The organism is Enterobacter sp. QK-SA4 (assembly GCF_056856775.1).
Window position 1 is genome coordinate 702608 of the sequence record NZ_JBXFXH010000007.1, and the last position, 23345, is coordinate 725952.

Genomic DNA, 23345 nt, shown 5'->3' on the forward strand with positions numbered 1-23345 from the left:
CTCCTCAAAACAGGAAATAGCGTTGCGCCATCGGCAGAACGTCAGCCGGTTCGCTGGTTATCAGTTCACCGTCGACGCGCACCTCGTAGGTTTGCGAGTCGACGGTGATATTCGGCTGCAGGCCGTTGTGGATCATGTCCGCTTTTTTCACCGTCCGGCAGCCTTTCACCACCGCGGTAGCGCTCTGCAGGTTGAGCTGCTGCGGGATGCCGTTCGCACTGGCGGCCTGCGAGATAAACGTCAGTCGGGTAGCGTGGCGCGCGGCGCCCAGCGCGCCAAACATCGGGCGGTAATGCACCGGCTGCGGCGTAGGGATCGAGGCGTTGATATCGCCCATTGGCGCGCAGGCGATCATCCCGCCCTTGACGATGGTGGCGGGTTTGACGCCGAAGAACGCCGGGGACCAGACCACCAGATCCGCCAGCTTGCCCGCCTCAATCGAACCGACTTCATGGGCGATGCCGTGGGTGAGCGCCGGGTTAATGGTGTATTTGGCGACGTAGCGCTTCACGCGGAAGTTGTCGTTCTCGCCGGTCTCTTCCGGCAGCGCGCCGCGCTGGACCTTCATGCGGTGCGCCACCTGCCAGGTGCGGATAATCACTTCCCCGACGCGGCCCATGGCCTGTGAATCTGACGACGTAAGCGAGAACGCGCCGATATCGTGCAGCACGTCTTCCGCGGCGATGGTTTCACGACGAATGCGGGATTCGGCAAACGCCACGTCCTCGGCGATATCCGGATCGAGGTGATGGCAGACCATCAGCATGTCGAGATGCTCATCGATGGTGTTCACCGTATAGGGCAGCGTCGGGTTGGTGGAGGAGGGCAGAATATTCGGGTGCGCGCAGGCGGTGATAATATCCGGCGCGTGGCCGCCGCCCGCGCCTTCGGTGTGGAAGGTGTGGATGGTGCGCCCGGCAATGGCCGCCAGCGTGTCTTCGACAAACCCGGACTCGTTCAGCGTGTCGCTGTGCAGCGCCACCTGAATATCCATCTCGTCAGCCACCTCCAGCGAGCAATTGATGGCGGCGGGCGTCGCGCCCCAGTCTTCGTGGATCTTCAGCCCGATGGCGCCCGCGGCAATCTGCTCGCGCAGGGCGTCCGGGCTGGAGCCGTTACCTTTGCCGAGCAGGCCAATATTCACCGGCAGCGTATCGGCAGCCTGCAGCATGCGGGCGATATACCACGGTCCCGGCGTGCAGGTGGTGGCGTTGGTGCCCGCCGCCGGTCCGGTGCCGCCGCCGATCATGGTGGTGACGCCGGAGACCAGCGCCTCTTCCGCCTGCTGCGGGCAGATCCAGTGGATGTGGGTGTCGATCCCGCCGGGGGTGACGATCTTCCCCTCGGCGGCAATCACTTCCGTTGCCGCGCCAATCGGGATCGTCACGCCGGGCTGAATGTCCGGGTTCCCGGCTTTGCCGACGGCGAAGATCCGTCCGTTCTTGACGCCGATATCGGCTTTTACGATCCCCCAGTGATCGACGATCAGCGCGTTGGTAAGAACCAGATCCACGCAGCCGTCTGCGGTCATCTGCCCCTGACCCATACCGTCGCGGATCACCTTTCCGCCGCCGAACTTGACCTCTTCGCCGTAGACCGTGAGATCGTCTTCCACTTCGATCCACAGCTCGCTGTCGGCCAGCCGCACTTTATCTCCGGTGGTGGGGCCGAACATATCGGCATACGCCCGGCGTGAAATGTCAGCCATGTTTCACCTCGCCCATTACCTCGCCGCGAAAGCCGAAAATGCGCTGCGCCCCCGTGACCTGAACCAGCGTCACTTCCCGCTTCTGGCCGGGCTCGAAGCGCACGGCGGTGCCCGCCGGGATGTTCAGTCGGAAGCCTTTGGTGGCTTCCCGATCGAACTTCAGCGCCGGGTTGACCTCGTAAAAGTGATAGTGCGATCCGACCTGGATCGGCCTGTCGCCGTGATTTTCGACAACCACGCGTTGGGTTTCACGCCCGACGTTGAGGGCAATCGTTCCGGGCTGGATCTGGTATTCACCTGGGATCATCACGCGCTCCTTAGACGATCGGGTTGTGGACGGTGACGAGCTTCGATCCATCCGGGAAGGTGGCTTCGACCTGAATATCCGGGATCATCTCCGGGACGCCCTCCATTACCTGGTCGCGCCTCAGGACGTGGCGGCCCGCCTCCATCAGCGAGGCGACGGTTTCGCCATCGCGCGCGCCCTCCATAATGAAGGCGCTGATCAGCGCGACCGATTCCGGGTAATTGAGCTTTACCCCGCGCGCAAGGCGGCGTTCGGCAACCAGCGCGGCGGTGAACAGCAACAGCTTGTCTTTTTCTCTGGGGGTCAGTTCCATAACGTTTCTCTTATGTCTGCCAGATACGCGGCGAACAGGCATTTTTGGTGGTGAGAAGCGGGCGAAGCGACTGCCAGATGTCGCGCATCACCCGCTGGCAAATCAGGTTGTCGTCGGAGAGAAAACGCACCGACAGCAGATCGTCAGTGAGCGTTGCACCTGCGTAATTCTCCAGCGGTGCGAGCCGTTCGCGCACCGTGTCGAGATGTTCTTCTTTGGCCGGATAGAACAGCAGCGTGCCGAGCCACGGACGTCCGGCGACGGGCGTGAGATCGCCGTCGCTAAGATGCTGACGCTCAATCAGGCGCGGCTCGTCATCTACCCACACCTCCAGGCGGCTCTCCAGCGTGCCGTGGCTGAATGTCTCACCAATCACCGGACGCCCCAGGCAGTACAGCTCCCACGCCAGCAGCGTGCTGGAGGCCTTCAGATGGAAGACGGAGCGCAGCGCGGCATTCGCGCCGGGGAAGATAATGGTGTCCTGCGGCAGCCACTCCAGCGTGGAATCTTCATCGAGGTAAAAATGCTGGTTCAGACGGGCCTGCGGGCCGCTGCTGCGATAGAACTTGCTGGCCCCGGGCATGGTGATGAGCGCGTGGCTTTTGGCGTCCAGCCGAACGGAAATGTTCAGCGTATCGCCGCCCACAATCCCGCCTGGCGGGTGCAGCAGGTAAAGGTGGCAGGTTTCGCCTTCTGGGTAAAACGGACGTTGAACGGTGAGCGGCCCGACGTGGTGGGCGGAGTACAGGAGGGTTTTCTCAGGGGTGTGACAAAACTGCAGGGCAAGCGACGCCTGCCAGCCTTTATACGTATTATCAGTGACCTGAGCTGCTAACATGCTGCATCCATTTCCACACCATCGGGATACGTTTCAGTATGCCCTGGCGGAAATGAAGCCTGTCATATGAGTCGCTTATGGATGGCCAGGCAGGAGAAATACAAAAGCACGGCCGGGGCCGTGCTCTGTATAAGCAATGACGAGACTATTTCAGGTGCTCATGCAACGCTGCACCTGCCTGCTCAAGCGCAACTTTCACCGTTGGCTCCTGGCTCAGCGGGTTAAGCAGGCCGTAGTCGTGGATCATGCCGTTATAGCGCGTGACGGTCACCGGGACGCCAGCCGCATCCAGTTTACGCCCGAATGCTTCACCTTCATCCCGCAGAACGTCCAGCTCCGCTGTCTGGATCAGCGTCTCGGGGAAGCCTTTCAACTGCGCGGTGCTGGCGCGAAGCGGAGAGGCAAGGATATTGTTGCGATCGGCAGCGCTGGGGGTGTAGTTATCCCAGAACCATTTCATCATGTTTTTCGACAGGAAATAGCCATTTTCGAACTGGTTATACGAGGCAGTATCAAAATTCGCATCGGTAACTGGCCAGAGCATGACGTTGTAGCGAATCTTTGGCCCATTGAACTGTTTGGCCTGCAGCGCCACCGAAGCCACCATATTGCCGCCCACGCTGTTACCCACCAGACCCAGACGGCTACCGTCCACGCCAATTTCCTGACCGTGCCCGGCGACCCATTTTGTCGCTTCATAGGCCTGATTAATTGCTACCGGGAAATGGGCCTCAGGTGACGGGGTGTAATCGACGTAAACCGCAGCGGCACCCGAAGCGCGAACAAGATCGCGGATTAAGCGTTCGTGGGTAGCGAAGTCACCCAGCACCCAACCGCCGCCGTGAAAGAACATAAAGGCGGGGAGCGTGCCGCTGGCGTTTTCAGGTTTCACTATTTTCAGTTTGATCGCCTGGCCATTTACCTGGATCGTTTTTTCAGAAACCTGAGCGGGCGGCAGTTTTGCGCCTTGCTGCGCGCCAATCAGTACCTGGCGGGCCTCCTGCGGGGTCATCTGTTCCATTGGCTTACCCTTGCCGGAATTTAAAATATTAAGAAATGCCTGTACGCCTGCGGTCGGGGTTGGGGTATTGGTGGTTTGAGCGGATGCCGCGGCTGACGCGAAGACGGAAGAAACCAGGATGGCGGTTAGTGTTTTCATGGTAGTGCCTCTTTAAGCGTATTTGATCGGATGAGATAACTAAATAGTGCGCTACTTAGTTGTTGGTGTAATGCTTGCGCGCAAGATACTTTTAGTCAAACATTATTTATAATTTTTTTAGGCAACCGATTTGGAGTTGATAGAAAAATGAAAGAAAACAAAACGCTAGACGATTTACTTTGCTTCTCGCTGTACTCGGTCACCAACGCGTTTGTTCGCCAGTATCGCCCCTTACTGCAAGAGATGGATCTGACCTATCCGCAATTCGTTGTTTTGATGGCGCTTTATGAGAAAGACAACATCCCACTTCGCGATCTCAGCGATAAGACGTTTTTTGATTCGGGCACATTGACCCCGCTTGTACAAAAGCTTGAGGCAAAAGGATTCCTCAACCGTATCGCGGTTGTGGGTGATGAAAGGATGAAAAATGTTGTACTGACCGACAAGGCCAAAGACCTTAAGAAACGGGTGATGGCATTGCCGGATCAGATTCGTTGCAGCATGCGGATGAATGACGATGAGCTTGAGACGCTAAAAAAACTCTCCCGAACGCTTCTCGACGATTTGTAATAACCCTTCGGTGGGTTGAACCCACCGAAGTAATGTGTCGTTACCGATAGTCCTCTGCATCCACATCATACCCCGACGGCTCCCAGCGGATTGCCAGCAGCGACGCCAGGCCGATAAACGGCGCCAGCGCAATCGCCCAGAACACGGCGGTATCCAGCGAGGCGACCAGCAGCGGGAACAGAAACAGCGACAGCGTGGAACTGCTGCGCATCAGCGTCTGGTTGAGGCCCACGCCCACGCCGCGCAGCGAGGTTGGGTAGCTCAGCGAGGCAAACGTCATGGTATGCGCGCCCGGGCCGAAGCCCTGACCGAACAGGAATAGCGCCAGCATGGCTACGGCAAGCACGCCTTCAGAGGCACCTTCCGGTCGGCCAATCAGCGCCAGGCCAAGCAATGCGACAAGCTGGCAGGCATAACCCGCAAGCGACATCCGCCAGGCGCCGAAGCGCGGCACGTAGCGTACCGCCAGCAGTCCGCCGACGAAGGCAAACAGCAGGTTAAGCGCCAGAGAAATGAGAATGGTGGTGAGCATCGACTGGACAAAGAAACTGGAGATGATCACCGGCAGGCCAAACGCCACGGCGTTATAGGCAAACGACGAGACGACGGAAAGCAGCGTGGCGAGCGTCGTGCGGCGTAAGTAGACGCCGCGGAACAGGTTCAGATAGTTTGACCATTTCGCTTTATTCACGACGGGTGCGGGCTGGCCGAGCGCGTCCTGCGGCACGTGGGCATTGATGTTATACGACTGGCGTAAAATTGACGCCGCCTCTTTCAGGTTGCCCTGATTCGCCGCCCAGACCGGAGATTCGCTCATATAGCGGCTGCGGATGGCGATAATCACCAGCGCGGGCACCGCGCCAAAGCCGAGAATCAAACGCCACAGCCAGTCGCTGTGGCTCTCCGGAAGCACGGCGTAGAAGAAAAGCACCAGCAGGTAGGAGATGCTGATGGCGGCATACCAGGTGGGGCACCACATCGCGACGCTGGAAGCCTTATTTCCGGGCCCTTTTAGCCTGGCGAACTCGCTTAAAAACGCCATCGCCACGGGAAGGTCGATCCCAACCCCCAGCCCCATCACAAAGCGGGCGCCCGCGAGCACGTATTCGTTCGGGGCCAGCGCACAGGCGATCGCTGCCACCACGAAGAACACCATATCAGCCATAAAAACGCGGTAGCGCCCGATTTTATCCGTGAGATAGCCGCCAAGCAGCGCCCCGACAATGGCACCAAAGGTAATCGCCGAGGCCACCATACCGGTACCAGCGGGCGTCAGGCTAAATTCGCGGGTGATGTCTTTAATGCCAAACGCCAGCGCGCCCAGATCGTAGGCATCGAGGAAAATGCCGCCCAAAGCGATACCGACCACGATACGGGCGTTTGTCCGGCCCTGAGAACCGTCATTAACGAGGCGTGATACATCCGAAGCGCTGCGCACCCACTGAATGTCGCCATCAGGGGGAATACCTGCCGTTGAAAGGGGAGTTGATTCTGTGATTTCAGCCATTTTCTTCTTATGTGGTTGTGTTGTGTCCCTAACAGTTACCACAGGCAGAAGGTGACCAAAATCACATTTGGCTATAAGGCATAACTAACCCTTCGGAGCGTCTTTTTTCTTCCTCTTGAGCTTCGTCCAGATTTTGGTCTCCTGACGACGCCACAGGCGCTGGATATTGTCGTGATGACGCAGCAGGATAAGACAGGAGAGCATCGACACCGGGAAGGTGAACTGGGGTTTGAACCACCAGACGTAGAACGGGGCGATCAGCGCGCTGACGATTGCGCCCAGCGACGAATAGCCGCTCAGAAGAATGGTGAGCAGCCACGTCCCGGCCATTACGCCGGTGAGATCCCAGCCGATAGGTGCAATGGCACCAAAGGCGGTCGCAACGCCTTTACCGCCTTTAAAGCCGAAGAATACGGGCCAGATGTGGCCAACGCAGGCCGCAATCGCAATGAGCCCGAGCCAGAAAGGCGTAACGCCCAGCGCATAGGCGCCCCAGACGGGCAGCATCCCTTTCAGAACATCAAAAATCAAAACCGCTACGGCTGCTCCCTTGCCGCCAATTCGTAGTACGTTGGTCGCCCCCGGATTCCCGGAACCATTTTCACGCGGGTCAGGTAACCCGGCAATGCGGCAGACCAGAATGGCGCTGGAGATTGAGCCGCAAAGATAGGCGAGGAGGATCATTCCAGGCGCGATTGCACTCATAACGCTGTTCCGTTTTGAAAATGTATCTGTATTCTCAGCATCTGTGGATAATACGCATAATTCGCCGGAAGTGGTATCCGGTTTAGCCAAAAAGCAGGCAGGTCGTGATGGATATTGTATTTATAGAGCAACTTTCGGTAATCACCACAATTGGTGTTTACGACTGGGAACAGACCATCGAGCAGAAACTGGTGTTCGATATCGAAATGGGGTGGGATAACCGCAAATCGGCAAAAAGCGATGACGTGAACGACTGTCTGAGCTATGCCGATATCAGTGAAACGGTCATCGCCCACGTTGAAGGGCAACGTTTTGCGCTGGTCGAACGGGTGGCGGAAGAAGTCGCAGAATTGCTGTTGAAAAAATTCAACTCACCGTGGGTGCGCATCAAGCTGAGCAAGCCGGGAGCGGTGGCGCGCGCCGCCAATGTTGGCGTCATTATTGAGCGTGGCACAAATCTGAAAGGAAAGATTTAACGTCATAATAGCTAAACCATTTTAGGTTATACCGGTCTCAAGACTGTATCTTATCGGTTGTCCGTATGGGGCACCGTTTTTTTATATCTTTTTAGGGGTTTATAGATGAGCGATATGCACTCGCTGCTGGTGGCGGCAATACTGGGTGTGGTCGAAGGATTGACGGAGTTTTTGCCGGTCTCCAGTACGGGCCATATGATTATCGTTGGCCATCTGCTGGGCTTTGAAGGCGATACCGCAAAAACGTTTGAAGTTGTGATCCAGCTGGGGTCTATTCTGGCGGTGGTCGTGATGTTCTGGCGTCGCCTGTTTGGCCTGATCGGCATCCATTTTGGTCGTCCGCCTCAGCACGAGGGGGCCGGTAAAGGTCGTCTGTCACTGATCCATATTCTGCTCGGGATGATCCCTGCGGTGGTGCTGGGCCTGGTGTTCCACGACGTCATCAAATCTCTGTTTAACCCGATTAACGTAATGTACGCGCTGGTGGTGGGGGGCTTACTGCTGATCGCCGCGGAAGTGCTGAAGCCAAAAACGCCGCGCGCGGAAGGCCTGGACGACATGACGTATCGTCAGGCGTTTATCATTGGCTGCTTCCAGTGTCTGGCGCTGTGGCCGGGCTTCTCGCGTTCAGGCGCTACCATCTCCGGCGGGATGCTGATGGGCGTAAGCCGTTACGCCGCGTCAGAGTTCTCGTTCCTGCTGGCGGTGCCGATGATGATGGGCGCCACCGTACTCGACGTCTATAAGAGCTATCACTTCCTGACGGCTGGCGACATTCCGATGTTTGCCGTTGGCTTCATCACCGCCTTTATCGTGGCGCTGATTGCCATCAAAACCTTCCTGCAGCTGATTAAGCGTATCTCGTTTATTCCGTTCGCGATCTATCGCTTTATCGTGGCGGCTGCGGTGTACGTGGTCTTCTTCTGACCGATGGCCCTCAGTCTTTAGGCTGAGGGCAATGCTTTTCCTTCCAGTCCGACACCGCCTGAATTCGCCGTTTCGTGAGCTCTTCGCGAATTTCCGGTCCTTTGAATCCCGCTTCGACAACGTCCTTCGTGGGCACCGCTTTCGCTACGTCCCAGGCTTTACGCAGTAACCGTCCCTGCGGGTAATCGCACGCTTCAAACCCGGTACGACCGCGCACGTCAGCTTCGCTGGTGAGCGCAATTTGCTCTACGCGCTGGGGTTTGCGCCAGGCGTCGATGTTATCGAAAAGCTTAACGATGGTGGCCGGTTTCAGGATCGGGAAGGTGTGGATCAGATCGTGGAACTCGGCCACCAGTTTCGCCAGATCGCGGATCTCGTTCGGCACGCGCAGACGCTGGCACAGCCCCTCGACCAGCTTCACCCCTGCCGGGCCGTGCCCGTGGTGGCGAGGCCAGAATTCTTTTGGCGTTAGGCCTTTGCCGAGATCGTGGCACAGGGTGGAAAAGCGCACGTCCACGTCAGGGCTGAGCATGGCGGCCATGCTCAACGTCATCAGCGTGTGTACGCCGGTATCAATTTCCGGGTGCCATTTCGCCGGAGCAGGCACGCCGAACAGCGCGTCTATTTCCGGGAACAGCACCTTCAGCGCGCCGCAGTCGCGCAGGACCTGGAAAAAGACCTGCGGGTTGCGCGTGGTGAGGGCATTTTCCGTCTCTTTCCAGACGCGCTCTGGCGTCAGGTGTTCAAGCTCGCCCGCCTCGGTCATGGCGGTCATCAGCGCCATTGTTTCATCGGCAATACGGAAACTGAGATGGGCGTAACGCGCGGCAAAGCGCGCCACGCGGAGCACGCGGAGCGGATCTTCAGAAAACGCCGGAGAAACGTGACGTAAAAGGCGGTTGCGCAGATCGTCCTGACCGCCATAGGCATCTACGATCTGCCCGTCTTCGTCCTGCGCCAGCGCGTTGATGGTGAGATCGCGGCGCAGGAGATCTTGCTCCAGCGTGACGTCCGGCGCGGCATAGCAGGTGAAGCCCGTATAGCCCGAGCCCGATTTCCGCTCGGTACGCGCCAGGGCATACTCTTCACGGCTTTTCGGGTGCAGGAACACGGGAAAATCGCGGCCTACCTGCTGGTAGCCCGCGTCGAGCATCTCTTCAGGGGTGGCGCCAACCACCACCCAGTCTTTATCTTTGACCGGCAGACCTAACAACGCATCACGTACCGCACCACCGACAAGATAACTCTTCACGCCCAACTCTCCCGTTTTCTCTTTTCCAGAATAATACGTAAGTCTGGCAGAGAAGACGAATTAGTTCATCCAGCGGTCTTTACGCTTGCGGCTTGGGATCAGATGCGGCAGCACCAGACCCAGCACCAGACCCACGCCCAGCACGCCGCCGCCATACATAAACCACTGCATGATGATGGTGCGCTGTTTGTCGTCGAGCTGCAGATTGGCGGCATTCACCTTCTTCTGCGCGACAATCAGCTCGTTTTTCAGTTTCTGGTTCTCTTCTTTCAGACCGTTAATCACACCGTCGCTTTGCGCCACTTTCTGCTGCATTTCAGCGGTGCGCTGGTTCCAGGTGCCGTCGATGTTGTTCAGCTTATCGGTCAGGGTCTTCACCTGGTTTTCCAGATCGGGAACGCGCGTGCGCAGGCTTGGCACGGTGCTCAGCTCTTTCAGCGGGATCCAGGACGTACGGCCGGTACTGTCGCGAACCTGACCATAGTTGGTGTCCGCGTTGGTCTGTAACAGGGTGACTTCCTCGCCGGCATTCACCGTGCCCACGAGGCGATAATTATCTCCGGGGCCACTGCGTACCCAGGTGTTCAGTTCGTCAGAAACGTAACGCTTCTCTTCAGCGTGCACTGCGGTTGCGGCGCTAAAAGCGAGTAAAGTAAGTCCAATCAGGCGTAATTTAAGCATCATTAGTCGTTATTTTCATAAATAGTGGAACGATAGTAGTGGCAACAGTGTCTCTACGCAAAGCATTCGTCAGCAATCAGAATCATCTGTGTCACGACTCTATACATTTACGCCCGCCAAATTGCTCATTGCATGGCAATTTGGCGCAAAATACTATGTACTGACAAACAAATGGCGAGGAAGTTCGCCCTCATTGACGCGTCTGTGACGCCCGCAAAAGTACAAGGCTATGGCTCAAGAAATCGAATTAAAGTTTATCGTCGAAAAAGACAGCGTTGACGCACTCCGCCAGCATCTGCATACGCTTTCCGGCGAACACCATGCACCGGTACAACTGCTTAATATCTATTATGAAACGCCAGACAGCTGGCTGCGTCGCCACGATATGGGGCTGCGCATCCGCGGCGCGAGCGGGCGCTACGAGATGACGATGAAAATTGCCGGCCGCGTGGTCGGCGGTTTACATCAGCGCCCGGAATACAATATCGACATCAGCAAGCCGGAACTTGAGCTGGAACGTTTCCCGGCGGAAGTCTGGCCGGATGGCGAGCTGCCTTCCACGCTGGCGGAACAGGTGCAGCCGCTGTTCAGCACCGATTTCTGGCGCGAGAAATGGCTGGTGACGGAAGGCAAAAGCCGCATCGAAATCGCCCTCGATCTGGGGGACGTGAAGGCCGGTGAGTGCCAGGAGCCGATTTGCGAACTCGAGCTTGAGCTGCTGGAAGGGGACGCAAATGACGTGCTGAAGCTGGCGCGCAGGCTGGTGAACCAGTCCGGACTGCGTCAGGGAAGCCTGAGTAAAGCCGCGCGGGGTTACCATCTGGCCGCCGGAAATGCGCCCCGCGTGCTGAAAGAGACGACCATTTTGCACGTTGCGCCAAAAGCCAGCGTTGAACAGGGGCTGGAAGCCGCGCTGGAGCTGGCGCTTTCTCAGTGGCAATACCATGAAGAGCTGTGGGTGCGAAATGTGAAAAACGCGAAATACCACGTGCTGGCGGCGATTGCCCTGGTGCGCCATACCCTGACGCTGTTCGGCGGTATTGTTCCTCGCAAAGCGAGCGCTCACTTACGTGACCTGCTGACGCAAACCGAAACGCTGATGCTCTCCGACGTATCGGCGCAAACGGCAATCTACAGCCCGCAAGCCGCGACGGCAAAACTGGCGCTGACCGAGTTTCTGGTGACGCGCGGCTGGCGCGCCTTCCTGGATGCGAAAGCGGAGACCAAAATCGCGGAAAACTTTAAGCGTTTCGCGGATATTCATCTTTCCCGTCATGCCGCCGAGCTGAAGAGCACCTTTGCGTATCCGCTCGGCGATCGGTATGGCGATCAGCTTCCTCGTCTGTCGCGCAACATCGACAGCATGCTGCTGCTTTCCGGCGCTTATGACGGCGTTAAAACCCAGGCCTGGCTGGAAAACTGGCAGGGGCTGAAGCATGCCATTGAGACCCGCCAGCATATTGAGATTGAGCATTTCCGTAACGAGGCCATTTCGCAGGAGCCGTTCTGGCTGCACAGCGGAAAACGTTAACTCTGGCAAGGAACCCCTATAATGCCGCTTTCTTCACCGTTACAGCAGCAGTGGCAGACCGTTTGCGAACGTTTGCCTGAGTCATTACCGGCGTCATCGTTAAGCGAGCAGGCGAAGAGCGTGCTCGCCTTCAGTGATTTTGTGCAGGAAAGTATCGCCGCCAACCCGGACTGGCTGGCGGAGCTTGAGAACGCACCGCCGCAGGCGGATGAGTGGCGGCAGTATGCCGGCTGGCTGCAAACCGCGCTCGAAGACGTTACGGATGAAGCGACATTGATGCGCGTCCTGCGCCAGTTCCGCCGTCGGGTGATGGTGCGCATTGCCTGGGCTCAGGCGCTGGAGCTGGTGAGCGAAGAGAGCACGCTGCAGCAGCTAAGCGAGCTGGCGCAAACGCTGATTGTCGCCGCGCGCGACTGGCTCTACGCCGCCTGCTGTAAAGAGTGGGGCACGCCGTGCAGCGAGGAAGGGGTCCCTCAGCCGCTGTTGATTCTGGGGATGGGCAAGCTGGGCGGCTGCGAGCTGAACTTCTCCTCCGACATCGACCTGATTTTTGCCTGGCCCGAGAACGGCTCCACGCGCGGCGGCCGTCGCGAGCTCGACAACGCCCAGTTCTTTACCCGCCTCGGCCAGCGTCTGATTAAGGCGCTGGATCAGCCGACGCAGGACGGTTTTGTTTACCGCGTGGATATGCGCCTGCGCCCGTTTGGCGACAGCGGACCGCTGGTTCTGAGCTTTGCCGCGCTGGAGGATTACTACCAGGAGCAGGGGCGCGACTGGGAGCGCTATGCGATGGTTAAAGCGCGGATCATGGGCGACAGCGACGACGCTTACGCCAACGAGCTGCGCGCCATGCTGCGCCCGTTCGTATTCCGTCGCTATATCGACTTCAGCGTGATCCAGTCCCTGCGTAACATGAAAGGGATGATCGCCCGTGAGGTGCGCCGGCGCGGGCTGAAGGACAACATCAAGCTCGGCGCGGGCGGCATCCGCGAAATTGAATTTATCGTCCAGGTCTTCCAGCTTATTCGCGGCGGCCGTGAGCCGTCCCTGCAGTCCCGCTCGCTGCTGCCGACCCTGAGCGCCATCGAGCAGCTGCACCTGCTTCCGGACGGCGATGCGCAAACCCTGCGCGAGGCCTATCTGTTTCTGCGCCGTCTGGAAAACCTGCTGCAAAGCATCAATGACGAACAGACCCAGACCCTGCCGGGCGATGACCTTAACCGGGCGCGCCTGGCCTGGGGCATGCGCGTGGACGACTGGGCCGCGTTAACCGAACGGCTGGATGCCCATATGGCAGGCGTGCGCCGCATCTTCAACGAGCTGATCGGTGATGACGAAAGTGAATCACCGGACGATGCGCTTTCCGAGCACTGGCGCGAGCTGTGGCAGGACGCGCTCCAGGAAGATGACACCACGCCGGTGCTGACGCACTTAACCGACGACGCGCGCCATCGCGTGGTGGCGCTGATCGCTGATTTCCGTCTTGAGCTGAACAAACGCGCCATCGGCCCGCGCGGCCGTCAGGTGCTGGATCACCTGATGCCGCACCTGCTGAGCGAGGTCTGCTCGCGGGCGGACGCGCCGGTGCCGCTGTCGCGCATGATGCCGCTGCTGAGCGGGATTATCACGCGTACCACCTATCTGGAGCTCCTGAGCGAGTTTCCGGGGGCGCTGAAACACCTGATTACGCTCTGCGCCGCGTCGCCGATGGTGGCCAACAAGCTGGCGCGTTACCCGCTGCTGCTGGATGAGCTGCTCGATCCGAACACGCTGTATCAGCCAACGGCGACGGATGCCTACCGGGACGAGCTGCGTCAGTATCTGCTGCGCGTGCCGGAAGAGGACGAAGAGCAACAGCTGGAGGCGCTGCGCCAGTTTAAGCAGGCGCAGATGCTGCGCGTGGCGGCGGCGGACATTGCCGGAACGCTGCCGGTGATGAAAGTGAGCGATCACTTAACCTGGCTGGCAGAGGCGATCATCGACGCGGTGGTCCATCAGGCGTGGGTGCAGATGGTGGCCCGCTACGGCCAGCCGAAACACCTGGCCGAACGTGAGGGACGAGGGTTTGCCGTGGTGGGTTACGGCAAGCTTGGCGGCTGGGAGCTGGGATACAGCTCCGATCTGGATTTAATCTTCCTGCACGACTGCCCGGTTGACGTAATGACCGACGGCGAGCGTGAAATTGACGGGCGTCAGTTCTACCTGCGCCTGGCGCAGCGCATCATGCACCTGTTCAGCACCCGCACCTCGTCGGGCATTTTGTATGAAGTGGATGCCCGTCTGCGTCCGTCCGGCGCGGCGGGCATGCTGGTGACCTCAACGGAATCCTTCGCCGATTACCAGAAGAATGAAGCCTGGACGTGGGAGCATCAGGCGCTGGTGCGCGCTCGCGTGGTGTATGGCGATCCGCAGCTCAAAACGCAGTTTGACGTCATCCGTAAGGACGTTATGACGACGGTGCGAGAGGGCGCCACATTACAAACAGAAGTGCGGGAAATGCGTGAGAAAATGCGCGCGCACCTCGGCAATAAACACCGCGATCGCTTTGATATTAAAGCCGACGAGGGCGGGATTACCGATATTGAGTTCATTACCCAGTATCTGGTGCTGCTGCACGCCCACGACAAGCCGAAGCTGACGCGCTGGTCCGATAACGTGCGCATTCTGGAGCTGCTGGCGCAAAATGACATCATGGACGAGCAGGAGGCGCAGGCTTTAACCCGCGCCTACACGACGCTTCGCGATGAGCTTCATCACCTGGCGCTGCAGGAGCAGCCGGGGCACGTGGCGCTGGACTGTTTTGCTCATGAACGTGCTCAGGTAACGGCCAGCTGGCAGAAGTGGCTGGTGGAACCGTGCGTAACAAATCAAGTGTGATATTATCGCGCGCAAATTGTGAATCTTTCTGGAGTCAGGAATGAAAGTAACACTGCCAGAGTTTGAACGTGCTGGGGTAATGGTTGTTGGGGATGTGATGCTGGATCGCTACTGGTATGGGCCTACCAGCCGCATCTCTCCGGAAGCACCGGTACCGGTGGTTAAGGTCGACACCATTGAAGAGCGTCCCGGCGGCGCGGCAAACGTGGCGATGAACATTGCCTCTCTGGGCGCGCAGTCGCGTCTGGTGGGCCTGACCGGCATCGACGATGCGGCGCGCGCGCTGAGCAAGTCGCTGGCGGACGTGAACGTGAAGTGCGACTTCGTCTCTGTTCCGACCCACCCGACCATCACCAAGCTGCGCGTGCTGTCGCGCAACCAGCAGCTGATCCGCCTCGACTTTGAAGAAGGGTTCGAAGGCGTTGATCCCGAGCCGCTGCACGAGCGTATCAACCAGGCGCTGGGCAATATCGGCGCGCTGGTACTGTCCGACTACGCTAAAGGCGCGCTGGCGAGCGTGCAAACGATGATTCAGCTGGCGCGTAAAGCCAGCGTGCCGGTGCTGATCGACCCGAAAGGGACCGACTTTGAGCGCTATCGCGGCGCGACGCTGCTGACGCCAAACCTCTCCGAGTTTGAAGCGGTGGCGGGCAAGTGCAAAACCGAGGAAGAGCTGGTTGAGCGCGGCATGAAGATCATTGCTGACTTTGAGCTGTCCGCGCTGCTGGTCACCCGCTCCGAGCAGGGGATGACGCTGCTGCAGCCGGGCAAAGCGCCGCTGCATATGCCAACCCAGGCGCAGGAGGTGTACGACGTGACCGGTGCCGGTGATACGGTGATCGGCGTGCTGGCGGCGACGCTGGCAGCAGGAAACTCGCTGGAAGAGGCGTGCTACTTCGCTAACGCCGCGGCGGGCGTGGTCGTCGGTAAACTCGGTACCTCAACCGTTTCGCCAATCGAGCTGGAAAACGCGGTGCGCGGTCGTGCGGATACCGGTTTTGGCGTCATGACCGAAGACGAGCTGAAGGTGGCCGTCGCCGCCGCGCGCAAGCGTGGTGAAAAAGTGGTGATGACCAACGGCGTGTTCGACATTCTGCACGCGGGTCACGTTTCGTATCTGGCGAACGCGCGCAAGCTGGGCGATCGCCTGATTGTGGCGGTTAACAGCGATGCATCGACGAAGCGCCTGAAGGGCGAAACGCGTCCGGTGAACCCGCTCGAGCAGCGCATGATTGTGCTCGGCGCGCTGGAAGCGGTGGACTGGGTGGTGTCGTTTGAAGAAGATACCCCGCAGCGCCTGATTGCAGGTATTCTGCCGGATCTGTTGGTCAAGGGCGGGGATTACAAGCCGGAGCAAATCGCGGGTAGCGAAGAGGTCTGGGCGAACGGCGGCGAGGTGATGGTGCTCAACTTTGAGGACGGGTGTTCAACCACCAACATCATCAAGAAGATCCAGAAGGACAGTCAGTAAAAAAACGGGCCAGCTGGCCCGTTTTTTTATGTCGGGTGGCGGCTGCGCCTTACCCGACCTACGCGTATATGTATGCCCGGTAAGCGAAGTGCCACCGGGCGATACAACCAGCACTTACTCCTGGTCGTCCACCGGTGGAATAGCCGGTGCCGGCTTCACTTCTTCCGGCGCATTGCGGTTTTCCAGCTCGGTCAGACGCTGTTCCAGCAGCGCCAGCTTCTCGCGGGTGCGCAGCAGAACCTGGGTCTGCACGTCAAACTCTTCGCGGCTGACTAAATCAAGGCGAACCAACTGCGCCTGCAGCGTCTGGCGGATTTTCTTTTCTACGTCATCACCAAATTCACGAATGCCTTTTGGCATAGACTCGTGAACCTGACGCGCGATCTGCTCAATTTTTTTCGGGTCAATCATTGGCGTTTCCCTTGATGGAAAAGTGTTAGTGTCCATTGTAGCGCGTCATGCCCGGGGTAAACAAAATTGTTTGATGCTTATGCATTGCCCAGGATAATCAATAGCGTTATAGTTATCTCGCTTATTCTCAGGGCGGGGCGAAATTCCCCACCGGCGGTAAATCAGCGTGACGCTGAAAGCCCGCGAGCGCTTTGGGTGAAAACTCAAAGGTCAGCAGATCCGGTGTAATTCCGGGGCCGACGGTTAGAGTCCGGATGGGAGAGAGTAACGATCAAGTCGGGCATGGGCCCGCTCACGTTATCTTTTTGCCGCTTATACGGCGCTCCTAAGACTGCCCTGATTCTGGTAACCATAATGTTAATGAGGTTTTTTTACCATGAATCAGACGCTACTTTCCTCTTTTGGCACTTCAACTCAACGTGTTGAACATGCACTGGATGCACTGCGCGAAGGCCGCGGTGTGATGGTGCTTGACGATGAAAACCGTGAAAACGAAGGCGACATGATTTTCGCCGCCGAAAACATGACCGTTGAACAGATGGCGCTGACCATCCGTCACGGCAGCGGCATCGTATGCCTGTGTATTAATGAAGATCGTCGTAAGCAGCTCGATCTGCCGATGATGGTCGAAAACAACACCAGCGCCTTTGGTACCGGTTTTACCGTGACCATTGAAGCGGCGCATGGCGTGACCACCGGTGTGTCTGCGGCTGACCGTCTGACCACCGTACGTGCAGCGATTGCTGATGGTGCCAAACCATCCGATCTGCACCGTCCTGGCCACGTCTTCCCACTGCGTGCACAGGCGGGCGGCGTGTTGACCCGCGGTGGTCACACCGAAGCGACGATCGACCTGGTGACGCTGGCTGGCTTCAAACCTGCTGGCGTGCTGTGCGAACTGACCAACGATGATGGCACCATGGCGCGCGCGCCGGAGTGCATCACTTTTGCCCGCCTGCACAACATGCCGGTGGTCACGATTGAAGATCTGGTTGAGTATCGTCAGGCGCACGAGCGCAAAGCCAGCTGAAAATAAAAACGCCGGGAAGTCCCGGCGTTTTTTTACCCGATTCCTGCAGTCTGCAGCAGAACCAGACTTAATCCCATCACCGACATTCCGCACAGCACGCCATAGCTGGGGTTGTTGTTAGGATCGATCTCCTTCGCCAGCGGCATCAGTTCATCCACCGAAAGCGCAACCATGATCCCGGCTACCGCGGCCATAATCGCCGCCATTACTACCGGAGAGACCAGGCTACCAAGGATCAGCCAGGCCAGTACGCCACCGAGGATTTCGGCCATCCCGGAAATGCCCGCCCAGAACACCGCAGTGCGTTTCGATCCCGTTGCGGCATACACGGGTCCGGCGACGGCCAGTCCTTCAGGAATATTGTGTAAGGCGACCGCCAGCGCGATGCCAAAGCCCATCTCAAGATTGCTGCTGGCCGTCACGTAGGTAGCGACCCCTTCAGGGAAGTTGTGCAGGCTGATGCCAAGCGTTAACAGCACGGCGGTACGCTTGATATTGCGCGGCATGGGCGTCACGTTTTTCTGCATTAAATCCTGCGGATGCGCGTGCGGTAGCATCCGATCGAGGGCAAAGTATCCCAGCAGGCCAAAGACAAACATGCCGTAGCCAAGCAGCGGAGACATGCCTTCTGTGCCCAACGCGGCAGGCAGCATCTCCATCAGGGAGATGAGCAGCATGATCCCGGCAGCAAAGCCCAGTGAGAAGGCCAGTACGCGGTTAGAGGGCTTTTGGCCGAGCACGCCGAGGAGCGCACCGATGAAGGTCGCGGCGCCCGCCAGTATGGTCAGGATCAAGGGGACTGACATGCATTGCTCCTTTTGATAATGATTATCATTAATATAAATGATTCATTTCTGGCAAAGCGAGGGTTAAAACCCGGCTTTACACATTCCTTACATTCAAATTTCCTGATGATGTTCTTCACGCTTATCTGCGTTCATCTTTGCCGGATTGCGCGTAATGTAGCACCATTAAATTGACACCTTCTGTAAGGATATCACCATGACTTCTTCCCGTATGCCAGCCCTGTTTTTAGGCCACGGTAGCCCAATGAACGTTCTGGAAGACAACGTCTATACCCGCGCCTGGCGTCATCTGGGCGAGACGTTGCCGCGTCCGAAAGCGATCGTGGTGGTGTCTGCGCACTGGTTTACCCGTGGGACAGGCGTGACCGCCATGGAAGCGCCAAAAACCATTCATGATTTTGGCGGCTTCCCGCAGGCGCTGTACGACACGCATTATCCGGCCCCCGGCTCGCCTGAGCTGGCGCAAAAGCTGGTAGAGTTGCTGGCACCTGTCCCTGTGACGCTGGATAAAGAAGCCTGGGGCTTTGACCATGGCTCCTGGGGCGTGCTGATTAAAATGTATCCTGACGCGGATATCCCGATGGTGCAGTTGAGCATCGACAGTACTAAACCGGCGGCCTGGCATCTGGAGATGGGGCGTAAGCTGGCAACCCTGCGTGATGAAGGCATCATGCTGGTGGCGAGCGGCAACGTGGTGCATAACCTGCGTACCGCACGCTGGCACGGTGAGAACACGCCGTACCCGTGGGCAACCTCTTTTAACGACTACGTCAAAGCGAACCTGACCTGGCAAGGCCCGGCTGAGGAGCATCCGCTGGTGAACTATCTGGATCACGAAGGCGGTTCGCTCTCTAACCCGACGCCGGAACACTTCCTGCCGCTGCTGTACGTTCTTGGCGCGTGGGATGGTCAGGAACCGGTGACGATCCCGGTCGACGGTATCGAGATGGGGAGTTTGAGTATGCTGTCGGTGCAGGTGGGATAATAAAAGCAAAACGGCAACCTCAGGTTGCCGTTTTTAGTGTTTGCACCCTCTCCCTGTGGGAGAGGGGCGGGGTGAGGGCATCAGGCTGCGGCCTATTCGACAAAAATGTGCGGATAAAACCGTGACAGATCCTGCGTGATCAGCGCGCGATCTTCGCGAATGCCAATCCCGGCCGGCAGATCGTTAATGAGCCAACTGCCAATCAGGGTATAGCTGTCGCCAAATTTCGGCAGCTGCCAGAACTCCTGGACGATCATCCCTTCTTCGCCGTATGGCCCTTCAACCGCTTCCAGCGTCTTGCCGTTTTCGATAATCGAGACGTTTGCCCCTTCGCGGGAGAAGATCGGCTTAACGACGTATTTCTCCATTTGCGGGTAATCATCTTCCGCAAAATAGGCTGGCAGCAGGTTCGGGTGGTTGGGGAACATCTCCCAGAGCATCGGCAGCAGGGCTTTGTTAGAGATGATGCTCTTCCAGGCCGGCTCCAGCCAGCGCACGCCAGCATCTTCCAGCTTGGTGGAAAACATCTCGCGCAGCATGTATTCCCACGGGTAGAGCTTGAACAGGTTGCTGATCACCTGGTCCTGCATATCCGTAAACTGACCTTTTTCACCCAGGCCGATATCCTCGATATAGAGGAATTCGGTCGCCACTTCCGCTTCGGCGGCGCAGTCCTGCAGATACTGAACCGTGCCACGGTCTTCTTCCGTGTCGCGGCAGCAGGCGAGATGGAGCAGGTTAAAGCCATGCTGTTCGCGCAGCTCGGCAAAACGCTCAATCAGCTTTTCCTGCAGGCTGTTAAACTGGTCGCTGCCTTCCGGCAGGTTTCCAGCATTGGCCTGGTCTTCCAGCCAGATCCACTGGAAGAACGCCGCTTCATACAGAGAGGTTGGCGTATCGGCGTTGTTTTCCAGCAGCTTAGGCTCGCCTTTGCCGTCCCACGCCAGATCCAGGCGAGAGTAAAGCGAAGGTTGATTCGTTTTCCACGACTGGCGCACAAAGCCCCAGGTGTGCTTCGGAACGCGGAACTTTGCCATCAGCTCGTCGCTGTCGATGACCTTTTCCACGACCTTCAGGCACATCTGGTGCAGCTCGGCCGTCACCTCTTCCAGTTTTTCCACCTGGGCCAGCGTGAGCTTGTAATAGGCGTCTTCACACCAGTACGGCTCGCCGTACATGGTGTGGAAGTTAAAACCGTACTCTGTGGCTTTTTCGCGCCAGTCCGGGCGCTCGGTGATACTGACTCGTTCCATGATCAGCCGCCCATTGAGCGAGTAGAGGAGGTGCCTGTCGCACTACGCTGCATGCTGGTCTGCTTCGCCACAGATTCACCAAACCCGCCGCGGGTGATGGTGCTGGTCGTCGCAGGCTTCGGCGCCATCGCCGTTTTCGGTACGGTCACGGTGCGGCCAGGGGTCGCTGCGCCGTAGCCTTTGCCGCTGGCATCGGTATATTGACCGTAAGCCGGGCTGGCCGGGTTTTTCGAGCTAAACAGCGGCTGCTGCTGGTAGCCCGCACCGCCGCCCATCAGGCGACCCATCATGTAGCCTGCCATCAGCGGCATCCAGAAGCTGCCGCTGGACTGCGCCTGAGCCTGATTTTCAGGTGCGGTGCCGGCCTGAGCCGGTGCCTGCTGGCACTGACCTTCACCAAACTCCGCCACGCAGTCTTCGCGTGAGGCATATTTCGGCGCGGTACGTTCCGCTTCTTTCAGCGCGCTGGTGTAGGCCGTTTTACATTCGGCCGCTTTACCAGTGGCGGCAGAGCAGTCGTCCGCGTTTTGATACAGCGAAACCGTTTCGTCATTTTTCTCACAGCCTGCCAGCATAAAGACAGCCGTGACCGCCAGCGCAACAGGGGTGAGGTGACGCGCGTTCCAGCTCTTACGGAACGAAGCGTGATTTATAGATTTTGTCCGTTTCATCTTTGTCTTCCAGGACCCAGTGGTAATAACGCTCAGGATAGAGGATGAGTGGTTGAAAATGAAGCGAAGAGGGGCGGAATCAGGGGGATCTTTACGTTGGCTTACGTTCGGATGTGATTCAGATGCGCCCTCTCCCTGTGGGAGAGGGCGGGGCGAGGGCATCAGGCCGCAGTGGACCTGATGACACTCTTAGTTACGGAACGGATTATTGCCTTTGCTGGCGGATGTAGTGGTACGCGCAGCGGCCGGCTGTGCCGCTGGGGTGTTGCTGTTAGCGTTGAAGTTATCAACCGCGGCAACCTGCTCCGGGTTCTCCGGTGCAACGCTGTCCGGAGAGGTGGAGACCGGTTTGCCCAGCGCGCTGTTCAGCATCTGCAGATCTTGCTCGTTCAGCGTACCCAAAGCCTGTTTGATGTTCAGCTGGTTAATCAGGTACTGGTAACGCGCGCTTGAGAGCTGCTGTTTCGCGTTGTACAGCGTGGTGGTCGCGTCGAGCACGTCCACGATAGTACGTGTACCGACCGAGTAGCCCGCTTCCATCGCATCCAGAGAGCTCTGTGCAGACACAACGGCCTGTTTATAGGCGTTGATGCTGCTGATCGAGGCGTTCACGTTGTTAAAGGAGGAACGTACGGTCTGCACCACGTTGCGGTGGGCGCTTTCCAGCTGCTCGCTCGCGCCAACAAAGTTGTACTGCGCCTGTTTCACCTGAGAATTGACCTGGCCGCCCTGGTACAGCGGCAGGGAGAAGCTCAGACCTACTTTGTTCTGACCCATATTGCTGTCGTCATACTGGGACGTATTGGTTTTAGAGCCGCTGTAGGTCGTATCAGAGACACCGGTAGACGCGCTCAGGCTCAGGGTTGGCAGATGACCGTCCTGCGCCTGACGAATTTGCTCGCGGGCCAGGTCCTGGCTCAGACGCGCCTGCAGCAAACTCAGGTTGCGGTTTTCCGCCTCTTTCAGCAGGGCGTTAACGGCCTGCGGTTTATCCGTTTTGAAGCTGTCCACGTTCAGCGACGCCAGCTCAGGATAGTAATTCCCGGTGACCTGACGCAGGGATTCCAGCGCGTTGTCGAGGTTGTTACGCGCGGTCACTTCGTTAGCCAGCACGGTATCGTACTGTGAACGGGCGTTCTGCACGTCGGTGATCGCCACCAGGCCCACGTTGAAACGCTGGGTGGTTTGATCTAACTGGCGGTAAATCGCCTGTTTCTGCGCTTCGGTGTAGGAGAGTGCGTCAATCGCGCTCAGCACGTTGAAGTACGCCGTGGCAGTGTTCAGGATCAGCGTCTGCTGGTCGGTCTGATAGGTCACATCCTGAATACCCGCACTCTTTTCCTGCAGGGTCAGGGCGCGCCATTTGGACATATCAAACAGCGTCTGTGTCAATTGCAGTGAGGCGCTGGTAGCATTGGAGTTTACGCCGTTAGCGTCGCGGAAACCGTTGCTGTAGGTATAATCTGCACCTAAACCTAACTGTGGCAGCAAGGGGCTACGCGCTTCGTTAATCTTTTCAAACGCAGCATCACGATCGGCCGCTGATTTACGTAAATCAGGGTTGCCCAGACGTGCCTGCTGGTAGACCTGTAACAGGTTTTCCGCCTGGCTCATTGCACTGAAGCCCGTCAGGCTCAGGCCGATAAGGATGGGGAGCAATTTCTTCATTTGCATTCCTTGTTGTGAAGCAGTATTAGCGCTGATCTAATTTAAAAATAATTGCCGATTCTAACAGAATCTTCCATACCAAAAGGTTGGCGTAACGTGCCATCTGGCGGTAATTTGCACCAATCTACCATATAGCCTTACAAACGGCAGCCAAACAACAGCCTTGAAATTCACAATTTCATCACCATTGCTACCAGGA

General features: G+C 58.0%; 22 protein-coding genes and 1 riboswitch. Of the genes, 8 read left to right on the forward strand and 14 right to left on the reverse strand.

The genetic code is table 11. The features are described 5' to 3' along the window. Nucleotides 1–4: 4 nt before the first annotated feature. From ureC to AC1VYI_RS05025, 5 genes are all read right to left on the reverse strand, one after another. Entirely contained in the window at nt 5–1708 is a 1704-nt protein-coding gene (ureC, locus tag AC1VYI_RS05005) for an urease subunit alpha (protein WP_134867144.1), read from the reverse strand. Then, a complete protein-coding gene (locus tag AC1VYI_RS05010) occupies nt 1701–2015 on the reverse strand; it encodes an urease subunit beta (RefSeq protein ID WP_045404057.1) in 315 nt (104 codons plus the stop codon). The genes ureC and AC1VYI_RS05010 overlap by 8 nt, the downstream gene beginning before the upstream one ends. 10 nt (nt 2016–2025) lie before the next feature. Further along, nucleotides 2026–2328, reverse strand: a complete 303-nt coding sequence (locus tag AC1VYI_RS05015) for an urease subunit gamma (RefSeq protein WP_006811999.1) — start codon at nt 2326–2328, stop codon at nt 2026–2028. Between the two features lie 10 nt (nt 2329–2338). Further along, nucleotides 2339–3166 carry an urease accessory protein UreD gene (locus tag AC1VYI_RS05020; protein WP_134867145.1) on the reverse strand — a complete coding sequence of 276 codons (828 nt, stop codon included), beginning with the start codon at nt 3164–3166 and terminating at the stop codon, nt 2339–2341. A 145-nt stretch (nt 3167–3311) separates the two neighbouring features. Next, nucleotides 3312–4325 carry an alpha/beta hydrolase gene (locus AC1VYI_RS05025; RefSeq protein ID WP_134867146.1) on the reverse strand — a complete coding sequence of 338 codons (1014 nt, stop codon included), beginning with the start codon at nt 4323–4325 and terminating at the stop codon, nt 3312–3314. A 147-nt stretch (nt 4326–4472) separates the two neighbouring features. On the opposite strand from AC1VYI_RS05025, the gene AC1VYI_RS05030 reads away from it, so the two are divergent. Beyond that, entirely contained in the window at nt 4473–4895 is a 423-nt protein-coding gene (locus AC1VYI_RS05030) for a MarR family winged helix-turn-helix transcriptional regulator (RefSeq protein ID WP_045356087.1), read from the forward strand. 40 nt (nt 4896–4935) lie between these two features. Here AC1VYI_RS05030 and AC1VYI_RS05035 read toward each other — a convergent pair whose 3' ends face one another. Further along, nucleotides 4936–6402, reverse strand: a complete 1467-nt coding sequence (locus AC1VYI_RS05035) for an MFS transporter (protein ID WP_226484301.1) — start codon at nt 6400–6402, stop codon at nt 4936–4938. An 84-nt stretch (nt 6403–6486) separates the two neighbouring features. Next, nucleotides 6487–7107, reverse strand: a complete 621-nt coding sequence (plsY, locus tag AC1VYI_RS05040; protein ID WP_023309216.1) for a glycerol-3-phosphate 1-O-acyltransferase PlsY — start codon at nt 7105–7107, stop codon at nt 6487–6489. Between the two features lie 107 nt (nt 7108–7214). Here plsY and folB point away from each other — a divergent pair, with 107 nt between their 5' ends. Then, on the forward strand, nt 7215–7583 hold the full coding sequence (gene folB, locus AC1VYI_RS05045; RefSeq protein ID WP_023309215.1) for a bifunctional dihydroneopterin aldolase/7,8-dihydroneopterin epimerase: 369 nt from the start codon (nt 7215–7217) through the stop codon (nt 7581–7583). Between the two features lie 105 nt (nt 7584–7688). Next, a complete protein-coding gene (gene bacA, locus AC1VYI_RS05050) occupies nt 7689–8510 on the forward strand; it encodes an undecaprenyl-diphosphate phosphatase (protein WP_023309214.1) in 822 nt (273 codons plus the stop codon). Nucleotides 8511–8520: 10 nt separating this feature from the next. Here the strand turns inward: bacA and AC1VYI_RS05055 are convergent, their stop codons facing one another. Together AC1VYI_RS05055 and AC1VYI_RS05060 are read right to left on the reverse strand one after the other, a co-directional pair. Next, nucleotides 8521–9762, reverse strand: coding sequence for a multifunctional CCA addition/repair protein (locus tag AC1VYI_RS05055; RefSeq protein ID WP_023309213.1), 1242 nt, complete (start codon nt 9760–9762; stop codon nt 8521–8523). 60 nt (nt 9763–9822) lie between these two features. Then, complete coding sequence (locus AC1VYI_RS05060) at nt 9823–10443, reverse strand: TIGR04211 family SH3 domain-containing protein (RefSeq protein WP_024906484.1); 621 nt, start codon at nt 10441–10443, stop codon at nt 9823–9825. A 229-nt stretch (nt 10444–10672) separates the two neighbouring features. On the opposite strand from AC1VYI_RS05060, the gene AC1VYI_RS05065 reads away from it, so the two are divergent. The 3 genes from AC1VYI_RS05065 to hldE are packed head-to-tail and all read left to right on the forward strand — an operon-like array spanning nt 10673 to nt 16322. After that, entirely contained in the window at nt 10673–11974 is a 1302-nt protein-coding gene (locus AC1VYI_RS05065) for a CYTH domain-containing protein (protein WP_134867147.1), read from the forward strand. 21 nt (nt 11975–11995) lie between these two features. Further along, the gene (gene glnE / locus AC1VYI_RS05070) at nt 11996–14851 is read left to right on the forward strand and encodes a bifunctional [glutamate--ammonia ligase]-adenylyl-L-tyrosine phosphorylase/[glutamate--ammonia-ligase] adenylyltransferase (protein WP_226484299.1); all 2856 of its coding nucleotides are present in this window, start codon (nt 11996–11998) and stop codon (nt 14849–14851) included. Between the two features lie 40 nt (nt 14852–14891). Then, nucleotides 14892–16322, forward strand: a complete 1431-nt coding sequence (gene hldE / locus AC1VYI_RS05075) for a bifunctional D-glycero-beta-D-manno-heptose-7-phosphate kinase/D-glycero-beta-D-manno-heptose 1-phosphate adenylyltransferase HldE (protein ID WP_045404039.1) — start codon at nt 14892–14894, stop codon at nt 16320–16322. Nucleotides 16323–16436: 114 nt separating this feature from the next. Here hldE and ubiK read toward each other — a convergent pair whose 3' ends face one another. Further along, complete coding sequence (gene ubiK, locus AC1VYI_RS05080) at nt 16437–16733, reverse strand: ubiquinone biosynthesis accessory factor UbiK (protein WP_014071796.1); 297 nt, start codon at nt 16731–16733, stop codon at nt 16437–16439. 119 nt (nt 16734–16852) lie between these two features. After that, nucleotides 16853–17003, forward strand: a riboswitch (FMN riboswitch). Nucleotides 17004–17109: 106 nt separating this feature from the next. Here ubiK and ribB point away from each other — a divergent pair. Beyond that, nucleotides 17110–17763: a 3,4-dihydroxy-2-butanone-4-phosphate synthase gene (gene ribB / locus AC1VYI_RS05085; RefSeq protein WP_023309208.1), complete on the forward strand. Its 654-nt coding sequence runs from the start codon at nt 17110–17112 to the stop codon at nt 17761–17763. Between the two features lie 32 nt (nt 17764–17795). On the opposite strand, the gene zupT is transcribed toward ribB, so the two are convergent. Then, complete coding sequence (gene zupT, locus AC1VYI_RS05090) at nt 17796–18569, reverse strand: zinc transporter ZupT (RefSeq protein WP_033146665.1); 774 nt, start codon at nt 18567–18569, stop codon at nt 17796–17798. A gap of 196 nt (nt 18570–18765) precedes the next feature. Between zupT and ygiD the strand changes: the two genes are divergently transcribed. Then, a complete protein-coding gene (gene ygiD / locus AC1VYI_RS05095) occupies nt 18766–19554 on the forward strand; it encodes a 4,5-DOPA-extradiol-dioxygenase (protein WP_047650096.1) in 789 nt (262 codons plus the stop codon). 92 nt (nt 19555–19646) lie between these two features. On the opposite strand, the gene AC1VYI_RS05100 is transcribed toward ygiD, so the two are convergent. The 3 genes from AC1VYI_RS05100 to tolC all read right to left on the reverse strand — a co-directional run bounded on the left by AC1VYI_RS05100 (nt 19647) and on the right by tolC (nt 23146). After that, nucleotides 19647–20807, reverse strand: a complete 1161-nt coding sequence (locus AC1VYI_RS05100) for a glutathionylspermidine synthase family protein (RefSeq protein WP_134867149.1) — start codon at nt 20805–20807, stop codon at nt 19647–19649. 2 nt (nt 20808–20809) lie between these two features. Beyond that, the gene (locus AC1VYI_RS05105) at nt 20810–21478 is read right to left on the reverse strand and encodes a DUF1190 family protein (protein ID WP_023309204.1); all 669 of its coding nucleotides are present in this window, start codon (nt 21476–21478) and stop codon (nt 20810–20812) included. Between the two features lie 189 nt (nt 21479–21667). Beyond that, complete coding sequence (gene tolC / locus AC1VYI_RS05110; RefSeq protein WP_032659905.1) at nt 21668–23146, reverse strand: outer membrane channel protein TolC; 1479 nt, start codon at nt 23144–23146, stop codon at nt 21668–21670. Nucleotides 23147–23345 lie beyond the last annotated feature (199 nt).

Coding starts and splice junctions, on each gene's coding strand:
- ureC (WP_134867144.1), bottom strand. CDS start 1,708: ATGGCTGACATTTCACGCCGGGCGTATGCCGATATGTTCGGCCCCACC.
- AC1VYI_RS05010 (WP_045404057.1), bottom strand. CDS start 2,015: ATGATCCCAGGTGAATACCAGATCCAGCCCGGAACGATTGCCCTCAAC.
- AC1VYI_RS05015 (WP_006811999.1), bottom strand. CDS start 2,328: ATGGAACTGACCCCCAGAGAAAAAGACAAGCTGTTGCTGTTCACCGCC.
- AC1VYI_RS05020 (WP_134867145.1), bottom strand. CDS start 3,166: ATGTTAGCAGCTCAGGTCACTGATAATACGTATAAAGGCTGGCAGGCG.
- AC1VYI_RS05025 (WP_134867146.1), bottom strand. CDS start 4,325: ATGAAAACACTAACCGCCATCCTGGTTTCTTCCGTCTTCGCGTCAGCC.
- AC1VYI_RS05030 (WP_045356087.1), top strand. CDS start 4,473: ATGAAAGAAAACAAAACGCTAGACGATTTACTTTGCTTCTCGCTGTAC.
- AC1VYI_RS05035 (WP_226484301.1), bottom strand. CDS start 6,402: ATGGCTGAAATCACAGAATCAACTCCCCTTTCAACGGCAGGTATTCCC.
- plsY (WP_023309216.1), bottom strand. CDS start 7,107: ATGAGTGCAATCGCGCCTGGAATGATCCTCCTCGCCTATCTTTGCGGC.
- folB (WP_023309215.1), top strand. CDS start 7,215: ATGGATATTGTATTTATAGAGCAACTTTCGGTAATCACCACAATTGGT.
- bacA (WP_023309214.1), top strand. CDS start 7,689: ATGAGCGATATGCACTCGCTGCTGGTGGCGGCAATACTGGGTGTGGTC.
- AC1VYI_RS05060 (WP_024906484.1), bottom strand. CDS start 10,443: ATGCTTAAATTACGCCTGATTGGACTTACTTTACTCGCTTTTAGCGCC.
- AC1VYI_RS05065 (WP_134867147.1), top strand. CDS start 10,673: ATGGCTCAAGAAATCGAATTAAAGTTTATCGTCGAAAAAGACAGCGTT.
- glnE (WP_226484299.1), top strand. CDS start 11,996: ATGCCGCTTTCTTCACCGTTACAGCAGCAGTGGCAGACCGTTTGCGAA.
- hldE (WP_045404039.1), top strand. CDS start 14,892: ATGAAAGTAACACTGCCAGAGTTTGAACGTGCTGGGGTAATGGTTGTT.
- ubiK (WP_014071796.1), bottom strand. CDS start 16,733: ATGATTGACCCGAAAAAAATTGAGCAGATCGCGCGTCAGGTTCACGAG.
- ribB (WP_023309208.1), top strand. CDS start 17,110: ATGAATCAGACGCTACTTTCCTCTTTTGGCACTTCAACTCAACGTGTT.
- zupT (WP_033146665.1), bottom strand. CDS start 18,569: ATGTCAGTCCCCTTGATCCTGACCATACTGGCGGGCGCCGCGACCTTC.
- ygiD (WP_047650096.1), top strand. CDS start 18,766: ATGACTTCTTCCCGTATGCCAGCCCTGTTTTTAGGCCACGGTAGCCCA.
- AC1VYI_RS05100 (WP_134867149.1), bottom strand. CDS start 20,807: ATGGAACGAGTCAGTATCACCGAGCGCCCGGACTGGCGCGAAAAAGCC.
- AC1VYI_RS05105 (WP_023309204.1), bottom strand. CDS start 21,478: ATGAAACGGACAAAATCTATAAATCACGCTTCGTTCCGTAAGAGCTGG.
- tolC (WP_032659905.1), bottom strand. CDS start 23,146: ATGAAGAAATTGCTCCCCATCCTTATCGGCCTGAGCCTGACGGGCTTC.